This window comes from Streptomyces cupreus, assembly GCF_014257025.1.
In the GTDB taxonomy this organism is placed as follows: Bacteria; Actinomycetota; Actinomycetes; order Streptomycetales; family Streptomycetaceae; genus Streptomyces; species Streptomyces cupreus.
On the sequence record NZ_JACMSF010000029.1, the window covers coordinates 64,384 to 82,416 of the forward strand.

Annotated in this window: 23 protein-coding genes and 3 pseudogenes; 21 read left to right on the plus strand and 5 right to left on the minus strand. The window is 69.5% G+C overall.

Annotated features, from left to right (window positions below; genetic code table 11):
* The first annotated feature begins 57 nt into the window (after positions 1-57).
* The 7 genes and pseudogenes from H4N64_RS25030 to H4N64_RS25060 form a co-directional block, all read left to right on the plus strand.
* A complete protein-coding gene (locus H4N64_RS25030; protein ID WP_186284656.1) occupies positions 58-585 on the plus strand; it encodes a Chromate resistance protein ChrB in 528 nt (175 codons plus the stop codon).
* On the plus strand, positions 582-1,016 hold the full coding sequence (locus tag H4N64_RS25035; protein ID WP_186284657.1) for a chromate resistance protein ChrB domain-containing protein: 435 nt from the start codon (positions 582-584) through the stop codon (positions 1,014-1,016). The genes H4N64_RS25030 and H4N64_RS25035 overlap by 4 nt, the downstream gene beginning before the upstream one ends.
* 413 nt (positions 1,017-1,429) lie before the next feature.
* Positions 1,430-2,596, plus strand: coding sequence for an alkaline phosphatase PhoX (locus tag H4N64_RS25040; protein ID WP_186284658.1), 1,167 nt, complete (start codon positions 1,430-1,432; stop codon positions 2,594-2,596).
* A 280-nt stretch (positions 2,597-2,876) separates the two neighbouring features.
* The gene (locus H4N64_RS25045; RefSeq protein WP_186284659.1) at positions 2,877-3,440 is read left to right on the plus strand and encodes a sigma-70 family RNA polymerase sigma factor; all 564 of its coding nucleotides are present in this window, start codon (positions 2,877-2,879) and stop codon (positions 3,438-3,440) included.
* 50 nt (positions 3,441-3,490) lie between these two features.
* Complete coding sequence (locus H4N64_RS25050; RefSeq protein ID WP_260859956.1) at positions 3,491-3,751, plus strand: anti-sigma factor family protein; 261 nt, start codon at positions 3,491-3,493, stop codon at positions 3,749-3,751.
* Positions 3,748-4,458, plus strand: coding sequence for a CDP-alcohol phosphatidyltransferase family protein (locus H4N64_RS25055; RefSeq protein WP_222109371.1), 711 nt, complete (start codon positions 3,748-3,750; stop codon positions 4,456-4,458). Before H4N64_RS25050 ends, H4N64_RS25055 begins: the two co-directional genes overlap by 4 nt.
* 39 nt (positions 4,459-4,497) lie before the next feature.
* A pseudogene (locus H4N64_RS25060) lies at positions 4,498-4,782 on the plus strand (redoxin domain-containing protein); the annotation flags it as partial.
* Here the strand turns inward: H4N64_RS25060 and H4N64_RS25065 are convergent.
* Positions 4,725-5,402: a hypothetical protein gene (locus H4N64_RS25065; protein WP_186284660.1), complete on the minus strand. Its 678-nt coding sequence runs from the start codon at positions 5,400-5,402 to the stop codon at positions 4,725-4,727. The pseudogene H4N64_RS25060 and the gene H4N64_RS25065 overlap by 58 nt on opposite strands.
* On the minus strand, positions 5,399-6,376 hold the full coding sequence (locus H4N64_RS25070) for a DUF3179 domain-containing protein (RefSeq protein ID WP_336246799.1): 978 nt from the start codon (positions 6,374-6,376) through the stop codon (positions 5,399-5,401). The genes H4N64_RS25065 and H4N64_RS25070 overlap by 4 nt, the downstream gene beginning before the upstream one ends.
* 310 nt (positions 6,377-6,686) lie before the next feature.
* Between H4N64_RS25070 and H4N64_RS25075 the strand changes: the two genes are divergently transcribed.
* Genes H4N64_RS25075 through H4N64_RS25085 form a run of 3 tightly spaced genes read left to right on the plus strand, consistent with a single transcriptional unit; the run spans position 6,687 to position 8,483 of the window.
* A complete protein-coding gene (locus H4N64_RS25075; RefSeq protein WP_186284661.1) occupies positions 6,687-7,058 on the plus strand; it encodes a nuclear transport factor 2 family protein in 372 nt (123 codons plus the stop codon).
* A gap of 9 nt (positions 7,059-7,067) precedes the next feature.
* Complete coding sequence (locus H4N64_RS25080) at positions 7,068-8,135, plus strand: RNA polymerase subunit sigma-70 (RefSeq protein ID WP_186284662.1); 1,068 nt, start codon at positions 7,068-7,070, stop codon at positions 8,133-8,135.
* Positions 8,136-8,483 carry a TfoX/Sxy family protein gene (locus tag H4N64_RS25085; protein ID WP_186284663.1) on the plus strand — a complete coding sequence of 116 codons (348 nt, stop codon included), beginning with the start codon at positions 8,136-8,138 and terminating at the stop codon, positions 8,481-8,483. It abuts the gene before it with no gap.
* A gap of 27 nt (positions 8,484-8,510) precedes the next feature.
* Here the strand turns inward: H4N64_RS25085 and H4N64_RS25090 are convergent, their stop codons facing one another.
* Positions 8,511-8,840, minus strand: a complete 330-nt coding sequence (locus tag H4N64_RS25090) for a TfoX/Sxy family protein (protein WP_186284664.1) — start codon at positions 8,838-8,840, stop codon at positions 8,511-8,513.
* The gene (locus H4N64_RS25095; RefSeq protein WP_186284665.1) at positions 8,840-9,298 is read right to left on the minus strand and encodes an SRPBCC family protein; all 459 of its coding nucleotides are present in this window, start codon (positions 9,296-9,298) and stop codon (positions 8,840-8,842) included. The genes H4N64_RS25090 and H4N64_RS25095 overlap by 1 nt, the downstream gene beginning before the upstream one ends.
* A gap of 314 nt (positions 9,299-9,612) precedes the next feature.
* Here H4N64_RS25095 and H4N64_RS25100 point away from each other — a divergent pair, with 314 nt between their 5' ends.
* The 4 genes and pseudogenes from H4N64_RS25100 to H4N64_RS46435 form a co-directional block, all read left to right on the plus strand.
* Positions 9,613-10,089 carry a MauE/DoxX family redox-associated membrane protein gene (locus H4N64_RS25100; protein WP_186284666.1) on the plus strand — a complete coding sequence of 159 codons (477 nt, stop codon included), beginning with the start codon at positions 9,613-9,615 and terminating at the stop codon, positions 10,087-10,089.
* A complete protein-coding gene (locus H4N64_RS25105) occupies positions 10,086-11,204 on the plus strand; it encodes a radical SAM protein (RefSeq protein WP_260859957.1) in 1,119 nt (372 codons plus the stop codon). The genes H4N64_RS25100 and H4N64_RS25105 overlap by 4 nt, the downstream gene beginning before the upstream one ends.
* On the plus strand, positions 11,153-11,677 hold the full coding sequence (locus H4N64_RS45505; protein ID WP_260859958.1) for a hypothetical protein: 525 nt from the start codon (positions 11,153-11,155) through the stop codon (positions 11,675-11,677). Before H4N64_RS25105 ends, H4N64_RS45505 begins: the two co-directional genes overlap by 52 nt.
* A pseudogene (locus tag H4N64_RS46435) lies at positions 11,677-12,105 on the plus strand (class I SAM-dependent methyltransferase); the annotation flags it as partial. The gene H4N64_RS45505 and the pseudogene H4N64_RS46435, both read left to right, overlap by 1 nt.
* 344 nt (positions 12,106-12,449) lie before the next feature.
* Here the strand turns inward: H4N64_RS46435 and H4N64_RS25115 are convergent.
* Positions 12,450-13,187: an HTH domain-containing protein gene (locus H4N64_RS25115; RefSeq protein ID WP_186284667.1), complete on the minus strand. Its 738-nt coding sequence runs from the start codon at positions 13,185-13,187 to the stop codon at positions 12,450-12,452.
* A gap of 71 nt (positions 13,188-13,258) precedes the next feature.
* Between H4N64_RS25115 and H4N64_RS25120 the strand changes: the two genes are divergently transcribed.
* The 7 genes and pseudogenes from H4N64_RS25120 to H4N64_RS25145 all read left to right on the plus strand — a co-directional run bounded on the left by H4N64_RS25120 (position 13,259) and on the right by H4N64_RS25145 (position 18,023).
* Positions 13,259-13,555 carry a hypothetical protein gene (locus tag H4N64_RS25120; RefSeq protein ID WP_186284668.1) on the plus strand — a complete coding sequence of 99 codons (297 nt, stop codon included), beginning with the start codon at positions 13,259-13,261 and terminating at the stop codon, positions 13,553-13,555.
* Complete coding sequence (locus H4N64_RS25125) at positions 13,555-14,697, plus strand: hypothetical protein (protein ID WP_222109372.1); 1,143 nt, start codon at positions 13,555-13,557, stop codon at positions 14,695-14,697. Before H4N64_RS25120 ends, H4N64_RS25125 begins: the two co-directional genes overlap by 1 nt.
* Before the next feature lie 182 nt (positions 14,698-14,879).
* Positions 14,880-15,365 carry a hypothetical protein gene (locus H4N64_RS25130; protein ID WP_186284669.1) on the plus strand — a complete coding sequence of 162 codons (486 nt, stop codon included), beginning with the start codon at positions 14,880-14,882 and terminating at the stop codon, positions 15,363-15,365.
* The gene (locus tag H4N64_RS25135) at positions 15,362-16,066 is read left to right on the plus strand and encodes a Crp/Fnr family transcriptional regulator (RefSeq protein WP_260859960.1); all 705 of its coding nucleotides are present in this window, start codon (positions 15,362-15,364) and stop codon (positions 16,064-16,066) included. Before H4N64_RS25130 ends, H4N64_RS25135 begins: the two co-directional genes overlap by 4 nt.
* Complete coding sequence (locus H4N64_RS45510; protein ID WP_260859961.1) at positions 16,039-16,287, plus strand: helix-turn-helix domain-containing protein; 249 nt, start codon at positions 16,039-16,041, stop codon at positions 16,285-16,287. Before H4N64_RS25135 ends, H4N64_RS45510 begins: the two co-directional genes overlap by 28 nt.
* Positions 16,288-16,616: 329 nt before the next feature.
* Positions 16,617-16,967: pseudogene (locus H4N64_RS25140) on the plus strand (copper chaperone); the annotation flags it as partial.
* Positions 16,968-17,237: 270 nt separating this feature from the next.
* A complete protein-coding gene (locus H4N64_RS25145) occupies positions 17,238-18,023 on the plus strand; it encodes a hypothetical protein (protein WP_186284670.1) in 786 nt (261 codons plus the stop codon).
* Positions 18,024-18,033 lie beyond the last annotated feature (10 nt).

Sequence of the window (18,033 nt, forward strand, 5' to 3'; positions counted from 1 at the left end):
GCAACCATGGTTACATCAGGATGCCCGGAGAAGGAAGGGAGCGAGGAACCCGCGAAGATGAAGAGTTCGTTGCAGCCACCTGCGACACCCAACGGCCCCGGCCAGTGGGTGCTGCTCTCCTACCGCCTCCCCCGCGAGCCCTCCACCCCGCGCATCACCGTCTGGCGCAAGCTCAAGCGCCTCGGCGTCGCGCAGATCAGCGACGGCCTGGTCGCGCTGCCCGCCGACGCCCGCACCCGCGAGCAACTGGAGTGGATCGCCGAGGAGATCACCGACTTCGGCGGCAACGCCACCCTCTGGATCGCCCACCCGGCCGCGATCGCCGAGGAACGCCGCCTCGCCCAGGCCATGGCCGACGCCCGCGCCGCAGAGTACGAGGCGCTACGGGCGCAGGCCGAAGAAGCCGCCCGCGACCAGCCGGACGACGAACGACAACGAACCGTTCGCCGACTCCGCGCCGAACTGCGCCGCGTCCAGCGCCGCGACTACTTCCCCCCGCCGCAGCGCCGCGCCGCAGAGGCCGCGGTGGCGGCCCTGCGCCCGGTCAACACGTACTCGCCTTCCTCCGAGGAGAACTCCGCATGAAGTGGGCCACCCGCGCCGGCATCCACATCAACCGCGCCGCCTGCGTCTGGCTGATCCGCCGGTTCGTCGACCCCCAGGCAGAGTTCCTCTTCGTCACCGACCCGGCCGAAGTCCCCGCCGACGCCACGCCCTTCGACATGCGCGGCGTCGAACTCGGCCACCACCACGGCGACTGCAGCTTCGAAACCATCCTGCGCCGCTACGACCTGACCGCCGACCCCGCCCTGCAACGCATCGCCGAGATCATCCACGAAGCCGACCTCGACGACGAACGCTTCGACGCCCCCGAGGCTCCCGGCCTCGACGTCGTCCTGCGCGGACTGTCCATGATCGGCGACGACGAACACACCATGGCCGTCACCAAGCCGGTCTTCGACGGGCTGTACGAGTACTACCGGCGTGCGACGCTGCTGGGCCGGGAACCAGCCTGACAACACGCCGGCACACGTCGCTCAGCCCGCTGCCGCGAGATCTTCGAGCCGTTCGGCCGATCCTGGATCCGGCTGCGGCACGAGGCGTACGCGTCTCTCCGGCTGCCTCGTCTCGGATGTCAGCGGCAGTCAGCACCGCTTCGCCGGCCTGAAGCCCTGTCCGCCCTGTCCGCCCTGTCGAGGGCCATTGGTTCATCTCCGAACGACGTGTATCCAGCAGTTTGCGGTGGACGCCCGGGGCGTTCATTTGGTGGCACGCCAATCGTTTCTGCACGACATCTACTCACCAGTCGGTCGGGAAGAGTTGGTCAAGGGGAGCCTTACCCTCGCTGTCAGCGGGCTTTACGTTCCCTGTGACCAGTCGGCGGCGCTCAACCAGTCCTCGTTCGCCCTTCTTTGACGAAGGAGTACCTGTGGAACGTCGCAACTTCCTGCGCGGTGCGGTGATCGGCACCTCGGCCGCCGTCTTCGGCGGCACCCTCATGCGCGGCGCCGCCTACGCGGCCCCGGCCCAGAACGGCACCAGCCCGTACGGCGGCCTGCTGGCCGCCGACGCCAACGGCATCATGCTGCCGTCCGGCTTCACCAGCAGAGTCATCGCCCGCTCCAGCCAGACGGTCCCCGGCACCTCCTACACCTGGCACAACGCCCCCGACGGCGGCGCCTGCTTCGCCGACGGCACCGGCTGGATCTACGTCTCCAACTCGGAGATCTCCTCCACCGGCGGCGCGAGCGCCGTCAAGTTCAACTCCTCGGGCACCGTCACCGGCGCCTACCGCATCCTGTCCAACACCAACCGCAACTGCGCGGGCGGCGCCACCCCGTGGAACACCTGGCTGTCCTGCGAAGAGGTGTCCCTCGGCTACGTCTACGAGACCGACCCCTGGGGCGTGAACGCCGCCGTCCGCCGCGCCGCCATGGGCCGCTTCAAGCACGAGGCCGCTGCAGCCGACCCGGTCCGCAAGGTCATCTACCTGACCGAGGACGAGTCCGACGGCTGCTTCTACCGCTTCATCCCCACCACCTGGGGCAACCTGTCCTCCGGCACCCTCCAGGTACTGGTCGCCGGCACCGGCACCTCCGGCTCCTTCACCTGGACGAATGTGCCCGACCCCGACGGCTCCCCCATCGTGACCCGCGACCAGGTTGCCGACGCCAAGATCTTCAACGGCGGTGAAGGCTGCCACTACGCGAGCGACACCGTCTGGTTCACCACCAAGGGCGACAACCGCGTCTGGCAGCTCAACCTGCTCAACAGCACCTACGAACTCGCCTACGACGACAACCTGGTCACCAACGGCACCGCACCCCTGACCGGCGTCGACAACGTCACCGGCAGCTCCTCCGGCGACCTGTTCGTCGCCGAGGACGGCGGCAACATGGAGATCTGCATCATCACCCCCGACGACATCGTCGCCCCCTTCCTGCGCATCACCGGCCAGTCCAGCTCGGAGATCTGCGGCCCCGCCTTCTCCCCCGACGGCAAGCGGCTGTACTTCTCCAGCCAGCGCGGCACCACCGGCAGCTCCTCCGGCGGCATCACCTACGAGGTCACCGGCCCCTTCCGCACCACCGCCTGATCGCAACGCCGTGATGGTTGGGGCGGCACGGAGGTACCGCCCCAACCGTCACCATGCCTGCCATCAGCGGTGAGCTGGTTGTCCACGTACGCCTCGATCCAGCCACGCAGCCGCAGGTGCCGGCGCTTCTCCCGGCAGTCGGCGACCATGCGCCGCAGCCACCGTCCCCCTGGCCGCGGCGGGGATACGCATGTCCTGGTGCTTGCCATGACTGGGGAACCCGGTCACCTACGGGGAACATTTCTGGAATGTCTGATTGCGGGAGGAGGGTTTCCTCGCCGTGGACGAACCATCGCCGGATGTCGGCACGGCACGGGACAAGGCGTTCGCCGAGTATGTGCTGCCCGAGGTGGAGGTGCTGCTGCGGGTGGCGATGACGCTGACCGCCCAGCCCGCCGATGCCGAGGACCTCGTCCAGGACACCCTGCTGCGGGCGTATCGGGCCGTGGACCGCTTCGACGGACGGCATCCGCGTGCCTGGCTCCTGACGATCATGCGCCGGGCCGAGGTGAACCGGCACCGGCGGCGCAGGCCGCAGCTGCTGGACGCCCCGGATGCGGATCTCGACCGGCTGGCCGGGCCCGCGTCCGGTGGCGGGGCGAGTCCGGAGGACATCGTGGTCGGCGCGTGCTTCGACGCGGTGGTCGACGGCGCGCTGGCCGCGCTGCCGGTCAAGCACCAGCATGTGGTGCGGCTGGTCGATGTGGACGGGCTGTCGTATGCGGAGGCGGCCGAGCTGCTCGGCGTGCCGGAGGGGACCGTGATGAGCAGGCTGCACCGGGCCCGCAGGCGGATCAGGGACCGTCTGGCGGCGGGGCTGGCACCGAAGCGGGGTGTGATGTGAGCAGGTGGCCTTGGCGGCGCCGTGAAGCCGCGCGGCGCCGGATGAGTTGTATGCAGGTGGCTCGGGTGCTGCAGTCCTACCTGGACGGGGAGACCGACGAGATCACCGCTCGGCGGGTGGCGGCACATCTGGAGGACTGCCGCCGTTGCGGTCTGGAGGTGGCCGTGTACCGGGAGATCAAGCAGTCGCTCATCCGGCACGAGGCACTTTCCGACGAGGCCGTCGTGCGGCTGCGCGCGTTCGGCGAGACGCTGCTCCACACCGACGGCGGCGATGCGGGCTCCGGCGCGCAGCCACCGACGAGCGCATGATTCCGCGGCGTCAGCTGCCCAGCCGACCGGAGGATCCCGTGGTGACCATGGGCAGCCGGGAAGCCACCGATGCGCTGCTGACCGCGCTGCGCGAGGACGGCTGGCGCCCGGCGGGCTGGGCCCGGTTCCTGGGGCGGGCCGCACGCCGCTCGGCCGTCCAGGCCGCGCGGCGCCCCCGAGCCCTTACCGAGGTCACCGCCCTGCACGGCGCGGTCCTCCTCCTGACCCGCGGGCAGGGCCGCCGTTGGATCACCGTCAGCTGGGCCCTCGCCGCCGCCCACCTGGGCATGCTGGAGCAGCGCAGCCGTCTGTCGGTGGCGGATGTGCTGACACTGTGCCGCGCCAGTCTCCCCGTGCTGGGCACCCGGCACGTTCGCTGGATCGGCATCGTGGCGATCGCCACCGACGTGGCCGACGGCCGCCTTGCCCGCCGCCGACACGCCGTCTGCCCGTTCGGCACGTATGCCGACCACCTGGCGGATGCCGCGTTCTGGACCTGGCTGGTCATGCGGCACGAGCCCAACCGCTATCTGCGTGCCGCGGCCCTGGCCGTATGGGCGGCACCGGTGGTCACCGTCACGGCGTGCAGCCTGACCCGGGGCCGCATGGCGCAGGCGCCGCGCCCGGTAGTGCTGCGCCCGGCCGCCGCAATGCAGGCCTTGATCGCGCTGCGCCGGCTCAGGGACAGGCCGCCGCAGCGTGCATGAGGGCGAGTGCCCGGCCCTGACCTGCCTGGCTCCCCGGCTTCCGAGAAGCACCACCTTGCCTTCGACGTCTTGAGCGACCTCGGCTCCGACACCGCCAAGCGGTACGATCTGGCCTTCGACCTCCCCGACGACCTGGCCGCCGTCTACAACAAGCTCGGCTTCGACCTGCAGCGCGTCAACGGCGGCCACCCGCGCACCCTCCCGCTGCCCGCCACCTACGTCATCGACCGGGACGGCACCATCCGCTGGGCCTTCGTCGACGCCGACTACACCCGCCGCGCCGAACCGGCCGACATCCTCGCCACCCTCGGCTCCCTGGACTGACCCACCAGGGCGGCGGTCAGCAGCACGAGCGTGAGCGGGTAGAAGACCGGCCGCAACGGGATCAGCACCGGTAGCAGCGCTGCGGCGGTGCCGGTACCGAGGATGAGCAGGATGGTCGGTGCGCAACAGGCGAAGCCGAGCAGGAACGCCGGGAGCATCCCAAGAAGCCGTGCGTATCCCCTCCGCTTTCGGCGACTGGTCGTCCGGCAGGCCGCCGCCTGCCGGGCGGCAAGTCCGGCGACCGCGATGTTGCAGCCGACCAGGGCGGCGACGATCCCTCCGAGCAGGAGGTTGAGCGGGCTGACGAACACCGCCAGGTGGGCCGACGGATGCACCGCCACGACGGGCTCGAACAGGTAGGGCGCCCTGACGTGGAACACCCGCTCCCAGGCGGTCTGGAACATCGGGACGCCGGTGAACCGGCCGGAGGCCGAGACCGCGAGGTCGCCGATGGAGAACAGGTACACCACCAGCACGACGGCGGCGGCGATCAGTCCCGTCCTGCGGTGGCGGGGCACGGTGAGGGCGGCACGCAGGCGGTGAGGGGTGGCCATGGCAGCGGCGGTCATGGCGTCCCAGGCATCTCCGGTCCTCGCCAGGCCCGTCAGCAGCCGGTTCATTGCCGTACCTGGGTGTTCGGGTGGAACGCATACCAGGCGAACCACATGGCATCGAGGTGGTCGGCGGGCTGCCACCGGTCGCCGGTGCGCTGCAGAACGCGGACGGTGCCCAACGGTTCGTCCCAGCGCGCTTCGATCCGCGTGCCCGCCACGGTGGCCTGCACGGCGCCCTCCTTGCGGACCAGTTCCTTGCGGATCGCGAGCTGCTCCTGACCGTCCCGGACGCCGATCACGACCTCCTTGTCGGGGAACCGGTCGGAGGTCGCCAGCACCGGGAAGAGGGGGCCGCCCTTGGCGTAGTAGCCGCCGCGGTCCGGATAGGCGTCGTAGGAGCCGTACGGATCGCTGCCATAGCTGCGCAGCGCACCGGTGGCGGTGGACAGCACCTCGGTGTCGGGATGGGCGGTCCGCCACTGCTTCCAGGTCGTCCACACCAAGGGAACCGTGTCCAGTGTCGTGCCCTTGAGCGGGCCGTTGATCGCGGTACCGAGCAGCTGGGGCCATTCGGAGCCGGTCTGCCGGTCGTACATCAGCAGGTTGGAGTTCACGAGCCTGCCGGTGGTGCCGAAGGTCAGCTCAGGCGTGCCGGGCGGCGCGGAGAACCCGACCACCGTGCCGGTGAGCGGGCAGTAGGTGACCGCGAGCGGCTCGCCGGCCACGGTGTCGTTGACGATCTCGTGCCACACCAGCACCTGCTGCGGGTACGCCCGCACCTCGCCCCGGTGCTCCAGGCCGAACACCGGCTCGTCGTCGGCGAGGAATGTGGCCCCACGCGCGGACACGAACCGCGGCCGGTCGATGGAGGGAATGCCGTCCTTGCCGGGTCCGCCGGAGACCGTAGCCTCGGCCAGCGCCTCCAGTGAGGGGTCCTGCCCCGGCTGCACCGCGGCGACCGGGTCGGACGAGCGGTCCGAGACAGCCTGCCAGCCGATGACGCCCCCGCCCACGAGCAGGACTACGACGCCTCCGATCACCCCGGCACCCTTCACGGCCTGTCGGCGGTCTCGTCTCGGCTGTCCCGGACCGGTATCGCTCACCGTGCATCACCCGCTTCGACGACACGGTTGTCCACAGCCGATCGTCCCGCGTGGCGGGAATCTGTTCAGTGAGCGCGCTTACACTTCCCGGTTCCGTGCGGCCGCCCTGGATTCTGGCCGCGTATTTGTCTCCGTCCTTTGAGTTCTCTCCCCCGGCCGATGAGTCGGGAGGGGCGCCCAGGGTCTGTATGGGTAGGGGCCTGTTGCGTGGTCCCGCGACCTTCGACTCCGGCAACGTGGAGGGATCATGAGAGTCCAGGAAGCCGTGGACGCGTACTACGCGGCGTGGAGCGGCGGTAAGGGCGACTTCAGCGGGGTGCCGTTGGCGGACGACTTCGTCTTCCGGGGTCCGGTGGCCGACTTCGAGTCGGCCGACGGGTACCGGGCGATGGCCGCCCAGGCGGGCCCGCTGGTCACCCGTTTCGCGATCCGGCACCAGTTCGTGGACGGGACACGGGTGTGCTCGATCATCGACTGGGAGATGAACCTGCCGGTGCCGCCCATGACCTCCGCGGAGATCCTTGAGATCGAGGACGGCAGGATCGTCCGCGGCGATTTGATCTACGACGCCGAGCCGCTCCGCGCTGCCCTGGCCCAGGGCGCCGCGCCTGAGGCGTAGCTTGACCGGATGGACGCCGTGAGACGCGAGCCGCCGCTCAACGGCGCCCTGTCCGAGGACGAGCTGCTGGTGGCGGCCCGCACGGGTGACGAGGACGCCTTCCGCGCCCTGGTCGACCCCTACCTGCGAGAGCTGCACGTGCACTGCTACCGGATGCTCGGCTCGGTGCAGGACGCGGAGGACGTCATGCAGGAGGTTCTGTTGCGCGCGTGGCGCCATCTGGACGCCTTCCAGGGACGCTCGTCGGTACGCGGCTGGCTGTACCGCATCGCCACCAACCGGTGCCTCACCGCCCGCACCCGGGCCGAAAGCCGACCCCTCGTGCAGCCGCCACAGGACGTGCCGCCCTCCAACGCCGACGGCGTGGAGGTCTCAGCCCTGGAACCCTGCCCCGACGAGCTGCTCGCCCCGCTGGACGACCGCCATGATCCCTCGGCACGCTATGAGCTGCGCGAGAGCGTCCAACTGGCCTTCCTCGCAGCCCTTCAGCTCCTTCCGGCGCGACAGCGCGCGGTCCTGCTGATGCGCGACGTGCTCGGCTTCTCCGCCGCCGAGACCAGCGGGTTGCTGGACACGAGCGTCGCCTCGGTGAACAGCGCGCTGCAGCGGGCCCGCGCGACACTGGACCGGCAGCGGGCGAGCGGACGTCTGCGCGGTGACGGTGCGGTGACGACGTACGCCCAGCAGGCCGCGCTGGCCGAGCGGTTCACCGCGGCCTGGCAGGCGGGAGACGTCGGCGCGCTGGTGGAGCTGCTCAGCCATGACGCGCTGCTGACGATGCCGCCCTACCCGATGGCCTACCGAAGCCGGCCGGCGATCGCCACCTTCTTCACCACGGTCCCCGCCGGCGGCGACCTGACTCAAATCAACTTGGTGCCCACCCGGGCGAACTTCCAGCCCGCCCTGGCCGCCTATGTGCGCGAGCCGGACGGGTCACGGGCGACCGCCTACGGGATCATGGTCCTCACCGTGCACGGCGAGACGATCGCCGAGATCACCGGCTTCACCGACCCCGACCTCTTCCGCCTCTTCGGTCTGCCCGATCACCTTTCCGACATGGACGCACGGGAGGCATGAATGCCCTACGACGAAACCCTCGCCCAGCGGGTCAGGGAAGCCCTGCCACCGGCCCCCGACCTCGGCGAACGCAAGATGTTCGGCGGACTGGCCTTTCTGCTCGGCGGCCACATGTTCTGCGGTGTCGTCCGCGACGAGCTCATGGTCCGACTCGGCGAGGAAGGAGCCGTCGAGGCTCTGCAGCTCCCGGGCGTGCGCCCGATGGACTTCACCGGCCGACCGGTGAAGTCCATGGTGTTCGTGACGTCCGAGGCGCTGGCCGGATCGGCACTCGACGACTGGGTTGCCCGGGCCGTCGCCCACGCCCGCGCCTTGCCGCCCAAGACGGCGGCGAAACCAGGCGGATGATCCCCCCACAGCTCAGCGAAACGGCTCCTACTTGGGCGGCAGGGTTGCCGCGAAGGCGTGTCCCTCGTCGATCCACGCGCCAAGGGCGTCGTCCTCGGCGACGGCCGTGCCCTCGACCACGACCCAGCCGCGCATCGGGCGGCCCGTCATGTCGAAGATCCGCGCCCCCGGCCGGGCCAGCGCCGCGTCAGTGGCATCGGGGCCGACACGGACCATGAGATCGTCGCCGGTCACGCCGACGGCCATGTTGCCCTGGTACAGGAAGGCGATCCCGCCGAACATGCGCTTCTCCGTGAAGCCGGGATCCACGCCGAGCCGCTCGCGGATCCGCTCAGCCAGTCCCTCGTCGTACGCCATCAGACGCCTCCATGCTGCTCGGTAAGCCTGCGTTCGAGGTCGCGCAGGTCCTTGCTGAGGGAGGAGCGGACCTGGCGGGAGAACAGGGGCGCGGCCAGGCGGAGGAGGCCGCCGGGTCCGCCCCGGACGCGGATGGCGGCGAGCGTACCGCGCGGGTGCGGCTCGAAGGAGTACGTGACATGCATCGGCATCGGCGCAGCCACGGAGACCATGTCCAGCAGCCGCGGCGGCTCGTACGCGGCCACCCGCAGGACGTAGTCGATGCGCCGGCCGAGGAAACGAGCGGTGCGAGTGACCTCGGCGCCCGTCCCGAACCCGCCCTCGTCCGCCTGCCGCGTCAGCTCCGCCCTACGGATGCCCTGCGTCCACTCGGCGTCGTGGCGCCAGTCCATGGCGTAGCCCGCCACCCGCTCGGGCGGCAGCGGAATCACCCGCCGCACCGTCACATCGATCGCCATCGCGTCACCGCCTCGTGCTCGTGCGTTCGTGCCTCAGGTTCCGGCTTCGGCCGGTGCTGTGTCGCCTCCAGCATGGCCGTGATCGTCGGCGGGCGCGCTCCGTTGGGATCCGGCGCGGCATCCGACTCAGGAGGCCAGAGGGATACCCCACGTGGCCAGCGGTGCCGGGCGCGGCAGGCGCCGTCGGCAGCGCAAGCGGCGTCGTCCTCACCACGCGCGCCGCAGGAGGCCACGGTCGCCAGCTCCTGACACCCGGCAGTCTCGGTGAGCGCGCTTACAGTTCTCGGCCGCGGTACGGCCGTAGCGTCGTGGGCATGGCGCTCCGGCTCGCACTGGGTGCGATCTACACAGCGATGGGGATCGGTCAGCTCGTCTCCCTGGGCGAGATGCCGGTCATCCTCGGCGCGTACGGCCTCGTGCACGGCGCCGCCGCGACCGTGCTGAGCGTGTTGCTGATCGTCGGCGAGTCGGTGTGCGGTGCGTGGTTCCTGGCCCGGCCGAGGTCGACGGCGCTCGCGCCGGTGTGGGTGTACACGGCCGTATCGCTGGTGTGGAGCGGGCTGGCGGTGCAGGCGTACGTGCGCGGGCCGGCGGTGGACAACTGCGGCTGCTTCGGCGTGTACCTCACCCAGCGGCTCACCTGGTTCGTGCTGGTCCAGGACGCGCTGACCCTGCTGTATGCCGCCGTGCTGCTGCGTGGCACCCGCCGGTCCGGTACCTGGCCCGCCCAGCGCAAGAGCATCGGTGACCACGCGTACGACCACGGCGAAGCGAAGGCGAGGAGACGATGACGGTGAACCATCCGGTGCGACCGGCCCCGTCGGCAGCGGCAGACGGCGCTCCAGCGAAGCAGGACCGGGAGGAGGTGTTCGTGGAGTTCACCAAGTCGATCTGCCCGATGTGCAAGACCCCGGTCGATGCGCAAGTCAACATCCGCGAGAACAAGTTCTACCTGCGTAAGCAGTGCCGCGAGCAGGGCGAGTTCGAAGCCCAGGTCTATGGAGACGCCGAGGAGAACCTGTCCTCCTCACGGTTCAACAAGCCAGGCACCATCCCCCTCACCTTCCAGACCGAGGTGAAGGACGGCTGCCCGAGCGACTGCGGGCTGTGCCCGGAGCACAAGCAGCACGCCTGTCTGGGCATCATCGAGGTCAACACCGGCTGCAACCTGGACTGCCCGATCTGCTTCGCCGACTCCGGCCACCAGCCGGACGGCTACGCCATCACCCACGAGCAGTGCGCGACCATGCTCGACACCTTCGTCGCCTCCGAGGGCGAGGCGGAGGTGGTGATGTTCTCCGGCGGAGAGCCCACCATCCACAAGCACATCCTCGACTTCATCGACCTCGCCCAGGCCCGCCCGATCCAGAACGTCACCCTCAACACCAACGGCATCCGCCTGGCCACCGAGCACCGCTTCGTCTCCGAACTCGGCAAGCGCAACCAGACGCCCGGCCGCTCGGTGAACATCTACCTGCAGTTCGACGGCTTCGAGGAGCGCACCCACCTGGAGATCCGCGGCCGGGACCTGCGGACGATCAAGCAGCGGGCGCTGGACAACTGCGCCGAGGCCGGACTGACCGTGACCCTGGTCGCCGTTGTCGAACGCGGCCTGAACGAACACGAGTTGGGCGACATCATCGAATACGGCATCGACCACCCGCCGTGCGCTCGGTGGCGTTCCAGCCGGTCACCCACTCGGGGCGGCACCTGGAGTTCGACCCCCTCCAGCGGCTCACCAACCCCGACGTCATCCGGCTCATCAACGCCCAGCGCCCGCAGTGGTTCGCCAAGGGCGACTTCTTCCCCGTGCCCTGCTGCTTCCCCACCTGCCGCTCCGTCACCTACCTCCTCGTGGACGGGGAACCCGGCAACCGCACCGTCATCCCCGTCCCGCGCCTGCTGAACGTGGAGGACTACCTCGATTACGTCTCCAATCGCGTCCTGCCCGACGCCGGCATCCGCGAGGCCCTGGAGAAGCTCTGGTCCGCCTCCGCGTTCATGGGCACCGCCACGACCGAGGAGAAACTGCGCGCCACGGCGGAGGCCCTCGACTGCGCGGACGCCTGCGGTATCGACCTGCCCGAAGCGGTGAAGGATCTGAACGACAAGGCGTTCATGATCGTCGTCCAGGACTTCCAGGACCCCTACACCCTCAACGTCAAGCAGCTGATGAAGTGCTGCGTCGAGGAGATCACCCCGGACGGCCGTCTCATCCCGTTCTGCGCGTACAACTCAGTCGGCTACCGCGAGCAGATCCGGGCGGCGATGTCCGGAGTCCCGGTCGCCGACGTCGCCCCGAACGCGCTGCCCCTCGCCGACCGCCTGGCCGACACCCCCTATAGCTCCAAGACCATGCGCACCGAAGGGAGTGCATGATGGCTCGCGACGACGACCTCAAGGCGTGCTGCGCGGCGGCGTACTCCTCGGACGTGGTCGCTTTGCTCCTCGGCGACTCCTGCCACCCCGGCGGCACCACCCTCACCCGCCGCCTCGCCGACGCCCTCGGCCTGGCCGCGAGTGGCCGAGTGCTGGACGTCGCCTCCGGCCGCGGCACCACCGCGCTGCTCCTCGCCGACGCCTACGGCGTACGGGTGGACGGCGTGGACTACTCCCCGGCCAACACCGCCCTCGCCCAGGGCACCGCCGCGGCCACGGGTCTCACCGAGCAGGTCGCCTTCACCACCGGGGATTCCGATCAACTGCCCTACCCGGACGGCACGTTCGACGCGGTGGTGTGCGAGTGCGCCCTGTGCACCTTCCCCGACAAGGCCAAGGCCGCCGCCGAGTTCGCCCGGGTCCTCAAACCCGGCGGCCGACTCGGCATCACCGACGTCACGGCCGCCCCCGACAGGCTGCCACCCAAACTCACCACCCTCGCCCCGCGGATCGCCTGCATCGCCGACGCCCGCCCCCTGGCCGAGTACACCGAGATCCTCGGACCTGGACGCGGCCCCGGCCGTCCTGAACGCGGCCCGCACCGCCGTTTCCGACGGCGCCCTCGGCTACGCCCTTCTCGTCGCGGAGAACTCCCAAGCAGCCTAGGTGCGGCTCATGACGTTGTGTGTGGAACGTGCCGTCGGGAGAAAGGATGGGGAGCGACCGAGGCCCTGACTGTGGGGCTGAGGCCGAGGTTCGGTCACGAAATGCTTCACAGCGCCCTGGCGTCCGGCTCCCCGGCCGTGAGAAAACGCTCCTCACGCCGGAGCGGGAACGTCTCCGGGAGCAGCCGGATCGTCTTGATGCGGTCGATCCTGAAGGAGCGGACATCGTCGCGCAGACGGTCCCAGGCGAGCACGTACCAGACAGGGACGTTGTAGTAGAGGTACTGAAGCTCGATCTCCCGCTCAGTGACCCGGGCATGCTGGTCCTCGTAACTGATGACTGCGACCTGCCGGTTGGCGAAGGCATCCAGCAAGGGCTTGGCGACTTCCGCGCTCGGCGAGGTGTAGGAGGAGAGAACGAGGGCTGAGGCGCTCGCGCCCACGAGGATCCGCTTGCGGATGGCCAGGATCCGCCGGGCCTGTGCCGGGGCGAACGATGCGGCGATCTTGCGGGCGATCGAGCGTACGTCGTCCAGCAGCAGCGGAGAGCCCACCTTCTCCGCGATCGTCAGGCTCAGCAGCAGCCCGATGGCCTCGGTCTCGCTGAGGTGCACACGGCCGAGCGACCACCCGTGCTCCAGGCGCAGTCCTCCGCCCCGGCCCCGGTCGCTGTCCACGGGCATGCCGAGATCGCGCAGGAAGGCCAGATCCCGGTGGACCGTCCGCACGCTCACGCCGAGCTCGTCCGCCAGCTCCGCGGCGGTCGTGTAGTCCCGCTCGGCCAGCAGACCCTTCAGCGCTTCCAGCCGGCCGGCCCGGCTTCGCGAGCCGCCTGAGTCCTCCACCGGCACAAAATATGTCAGTGAGTGTCAGGTACGCCAGTAGCGTCGATGCTGACGGAAGGGAGAGGCGCATCATGTACATCGCACTGGCGCCGTTCACGCTCAAGCCCGGCGTGAGCGAGGAAACACTGCTCAAGACTTCAGACGCTTTCGAGGACACGTTCGTGCAGAACCAGGAGGGGATCCACCGGCGGATCCTGGTCCGCGTCCCGGACGGCGGCTATGCCGACATCGTGTTCTTCTCGGACCATGCGGCGATGGAACGCGTCATGGAGGCCGAGCAGAACAGCGACGATTGCGCGGCGTTCTTCTCGCTCATGGATGACGTCGGCGCGCCCCGCGTGTTCGAGGTCCTCAAGAGCTACGAGTGATGTACCGTCGGCAATCTCTGCTCAAGGACCAGCTCTTCAACCGGGACAAGGTCGCCACGATCGCCGCACAACTCGGCTGCGCGCACCGGGCGTTCGACGCCGTCTCGTTCGAGAAGGCGGTGATGTCACGGCTCCCGGAGCTCGAACTCAAGCAGCGCATCTCGTGGATCACCGACTGCTTGGAGGCCCATCTGCCGGTCGACTACCGGCGGGCGGTGAACGTCATGCTGCGTTCGCTGCCCGCCCCCTGTGACCCACAGCTGCTCGACGGCGACTTCGGAGACTTCATCTACGCCCCGTACTCCGAGTACGTCGCGCGCCACGGCTGCACGCGGGAAGACCTCGTGTTCTCCCTCGCCGCACTCCGCGAGCTCACCACCAGATTCTCCGCCGAGTTCGCCGTAAGGTCCTTCATCCACGCCTTCCCGGAAGAGACCCTGGTGACCCTCACCCGGTGGACGGCCGACGAGCACTACCACGTTCGCCGTCTGTGCAGCGAGGGGACCCGGCCCAGGCTCCCCTGGGCCACCAGGCTCGGGACTCCGGTGGACTACGCGGTGCCGCTTCTGGACAGCCTGTACGTCGACACCACGCGGTTTGTGACCCGCTCGGTGGCCAACCACGTCAACGACATCTCGAAACTGGACCCTGACCTGGCCGTCGACACGCTCCAGCGGTGGCGAAGGTCCGGCCAACAGGCTGCCAGGGAAATGGATTACGTCGTCCGTCACGCCACACGATCCCTGATCAAACAGGGCAGCCCTCGTGCACTGGAGCTGCTGGGCGTGCCCGTGGAAGCGTCCGTCACGGTCTCGAAGCTCAGCTTCCCCGACCGGGTCGAGCTCGGCTCAGAGCTCGAGTTCTCCTTCACGATCCGCGCCGAGCAGGACACCGAGGTGATCGCCGACTACGTCCTTCACTACCCGGACACCCAGGGCAGGCTGACCGGCCGCAAGGTCTACAAGCTCAAGCGACTCTCCCTGGCAAGACACGAGCAGGCCACGCTCACGAAGCGGCACCTGCTCCGCCCGCGGATGACAACGCGCACCATCCGCCCCGGCCGCCATGAGCTGGAGCTCCTGCTCAACGGGCGCACGCACACCAAGCACGCGTTCTGGGTCACCGCTCCGACACCCCACTGACCGGGCGGCAGCCACGCGCACGGCGATCGCTCGGCCGAAGCCAGAACCCCATCGGCGACGCTGACCACAACCGACGGATTGCCGGCCGGTACGTAAGCGCGCTCACATACCTGCCATGTACACCCCTCCTAGCGTCGGAATCGAAAGGAAGCAGGACACTCAGAGCAGGAGAGGACCTCACGATGACAACCACCTTGCGGGTATCTCCCACCACGGCAGTCATCCCGGTCCATGCGGTGTGGGGCGCGGCGGCCGGACTGGTCGGCGGCATCGGCTTCGGCATCTGGATGTCGGTGTCCCGGCCGATGGCGGACACCGCCATGATCACCATGGTGGCCGGGCTGCTCGGCTCCACCAACGCCTTCGTCGGCTGGCTGATCCACCTGGCCATCGCGCTCTTCGCGGGCGTCGGCTTCGGCATCCTGCTGGGCCAGTACGCCCAGAAGCTCGCCCCCGCCGTCGTGCTCGGACTGGCCTACGGCGCGGTGTGGTGGACCGTCGGCGCTCTGTGGATCATGCCCGCCAACATGGGCATGCCGGTCTTCGAGTGGAATGACGTCACCAGCTCCAGCCTCGGCGGCCACCTGCTCTTCGGGCTGCTGGCCGGGCTGACCTACTCCGGCATCGCCCAGGCGATGGGCAAGCAGACCGGTTCTCCCGGGCGATGACGCCGATACCGCCCGCGTCACCCGACGGACCGGTCGGCCTGCCACGGGGTGCTGCACAGCGCGGCGGCACCCCGGCGGACGCAGTCCTGCCCTACTGTCTGGCTGACGGTACCCAGAGACTGGCCAGCCCGCCCTGGGGTGCAGCACCCCCGCCCTGGGCACCGGGGCGACGCGAGGAGACGCACCGCACGATCGAGCGCGACGACGACCTGGACCGCACCTGGTGCATGTCCGAGGTCGACATCTTCCGCGACCTGTCCGAGCAGGAGATGGAGGCCATCGCCGCCGCGGCACCGATGAAGACCTACGCGGCCGGGGAACTGCTCTACTCGCCCACCCAGCCCTGCGAAGTGCTCTTCATCCTCAAGCGCGGCCGGGTCCGCATCTTCCGCGTCTCCGCCGACGGCCGCGCCCTGACCACCGCGATCATCACGCCGGGCACCATCTTCGGCGAGATGGTGCTTCTCGGGCAGCGCATGTACGACAGCTACGCCGAAGCCCTCGACGACGCGGTCGTGTGCGTCATGAGTCGTGTCGACGTGAACACGTTCCTGCTGTCCGACGCCCGGATTTCCGCCCGGATCACCGAGATCCTCGGCCACCGCCTGGCGGACCTCGAACAGCGCCTGTCCGACAGCGTCTTCAAGTCCGTCGCCCTGGGGGTACCTCCCGCTTGCGGGGGAGCATCGCCACCAAGCTGATCACCCTCACCACGGCCCAGCCCCCCGCCGGTCCGCTGCGGCCCGGCGCACGCCACCCACCGATCGCCCTCACCCACGAACAGCTCGCCGCCCTCGCGGGCACCTCACGCGAGACCTGCACCAGGGTGCTGCGCGACTTCGCCGACCGCCACCTGATCCGCCTCGCCCGAGGCCGCGTCACTGTCCTGGACCCGGCCAGGCTCAGGGATGAAGCCGGATAACCTCAGCGCCTGGAGGAAGCACCAGGTCCCGCGGCCCGCCGCGTACAACCGCGCCCCGGTGGTACGGGGGAATCCACCGGGGCGGGCTGGCTGTCATCGTAGAGGCGCACTGCCTGCCGGATACCTACACGGCCTTCTTGACCAAGGTCTTTGCTGCACAGCGCCTCGGACTCCGGTGACCCGCAGGTCGGCCAAGCGCCATCGTCACGGTCTGCTCGAATCCACAGGCCCCGCATTGGGGCGACGGACTACCGAAGATGACACCGGGCGGAGGTCGCACGGTGGGTGGAGGCATGGTCTCCTGAGAGTATCCGCAGGAGGACACGCCGATGCACACCACCCGGCCCCGCGTCTTCGCACCCAGTCGGTCGCCCGCGCCGACGGGAGCCGGCAGTGGACTGCTGCCGAAGCGCGATCTCTCGACCGCCTGGCTCCTCGTCGTCCTGATCGCGGCACCCGCGTGGGCGCTCACCATCGGCCAGGCGCGGGACATGGGCGTCGAGCCCGGCACCATGAGGATGGCTCTGCCCCTGTTCCTCCTGCTCTGGGTGACAATGATGGCGGCCATGATGTTGCCGTCCATGGCACCGGTGGCCATCACCTGGGTGCGAGGGATCGGCCGGCAGTCCTCCGGCTGGACCCGGGCGGTGCGCACCGTCGAGTTCGTCGGCGGGTACCTGGCGGCCAGGTCACCGACCCTGTGGTCGACGCCGGGGGCACGGTCCAGCGGTGGACCGCCGAATCACTGGACCGCATCGGCGTGCCGGCACTGGCGGTGATCTTCGGACTGCTCCTCCTGGTGGCTCTGGCCCTCCGCCGCTACCGCGGACGCCCGGACTCCGGTCCCCCCGAATAGCCGACGTCCACCCGAGCGCCGACCCAAGACTCCCGGCCAGGCAGTCCCAGGTTACGCGGCATCACGCACCCTCCGGGCCCCTCAAAATGAGGTTGTGCAGACCTTCGACGCCGGCGCGGCTGCCGAAGCGCGTGTCGCCCGTTACCTGAACGAACGGGGCTACACCTTCGCGGTCGAGCCCGATCTCGGTATCGACAAGCGTCCCGACTTCCTGGTCACGGCCGCGGGGCACACCGTGGTGGCCGAGGTGAAGGCGTTCGAGACTTACGGCATGTTCACCGATGCGGTGCCGAATCAACTGATGGCTCGGTCCCTGAAGGAGGCGCTCCGGCCGATCCGGCGACAGATCGCCAATGCGGCCGGGCAACTTCGTGGGCTGCAGGACCGCGGCTGGCCCCTGGTGGTCGTCCTGGACAACCCCGCCGGGCGGCCCATCCCGATCGACTCGCCGCACATGGTCATCTCAGCGATGTACGGAGACTTCCGGATGGAAGCACCTGTACTCGCAGACGGCTCGCTCAGCGACTTCCAGGCGGTCGCCGGCCGCAACGGCAAACTCACCAACGATCACCCGTACATCAGTGCGGTCGCCGTCGTACGACGCGAAGACCACGCCGCCGCCTGGGCGGCCCAGTGGTTCGATACCCACCAGGCCGACTTCGGCGACGACGTCACGGCACTGTCGGCCTCGTTCGCCGAGGCCAGCGCCACGGACGCCCCCTTGGGGGACGAGGTGTTCCTTGAGATCTTCGAGACCATCAGCCCCACCGCTGTCCCTCTCCCTCGCGACATCTTCAACGGTCCTCGTGACCTGCGGTGGGTGCCCAACGCAGAGCGCACTGGCCTCGTCCCTCTCAACCAGGGCGGCGGTGAGGACTGAGCGGAGCAGG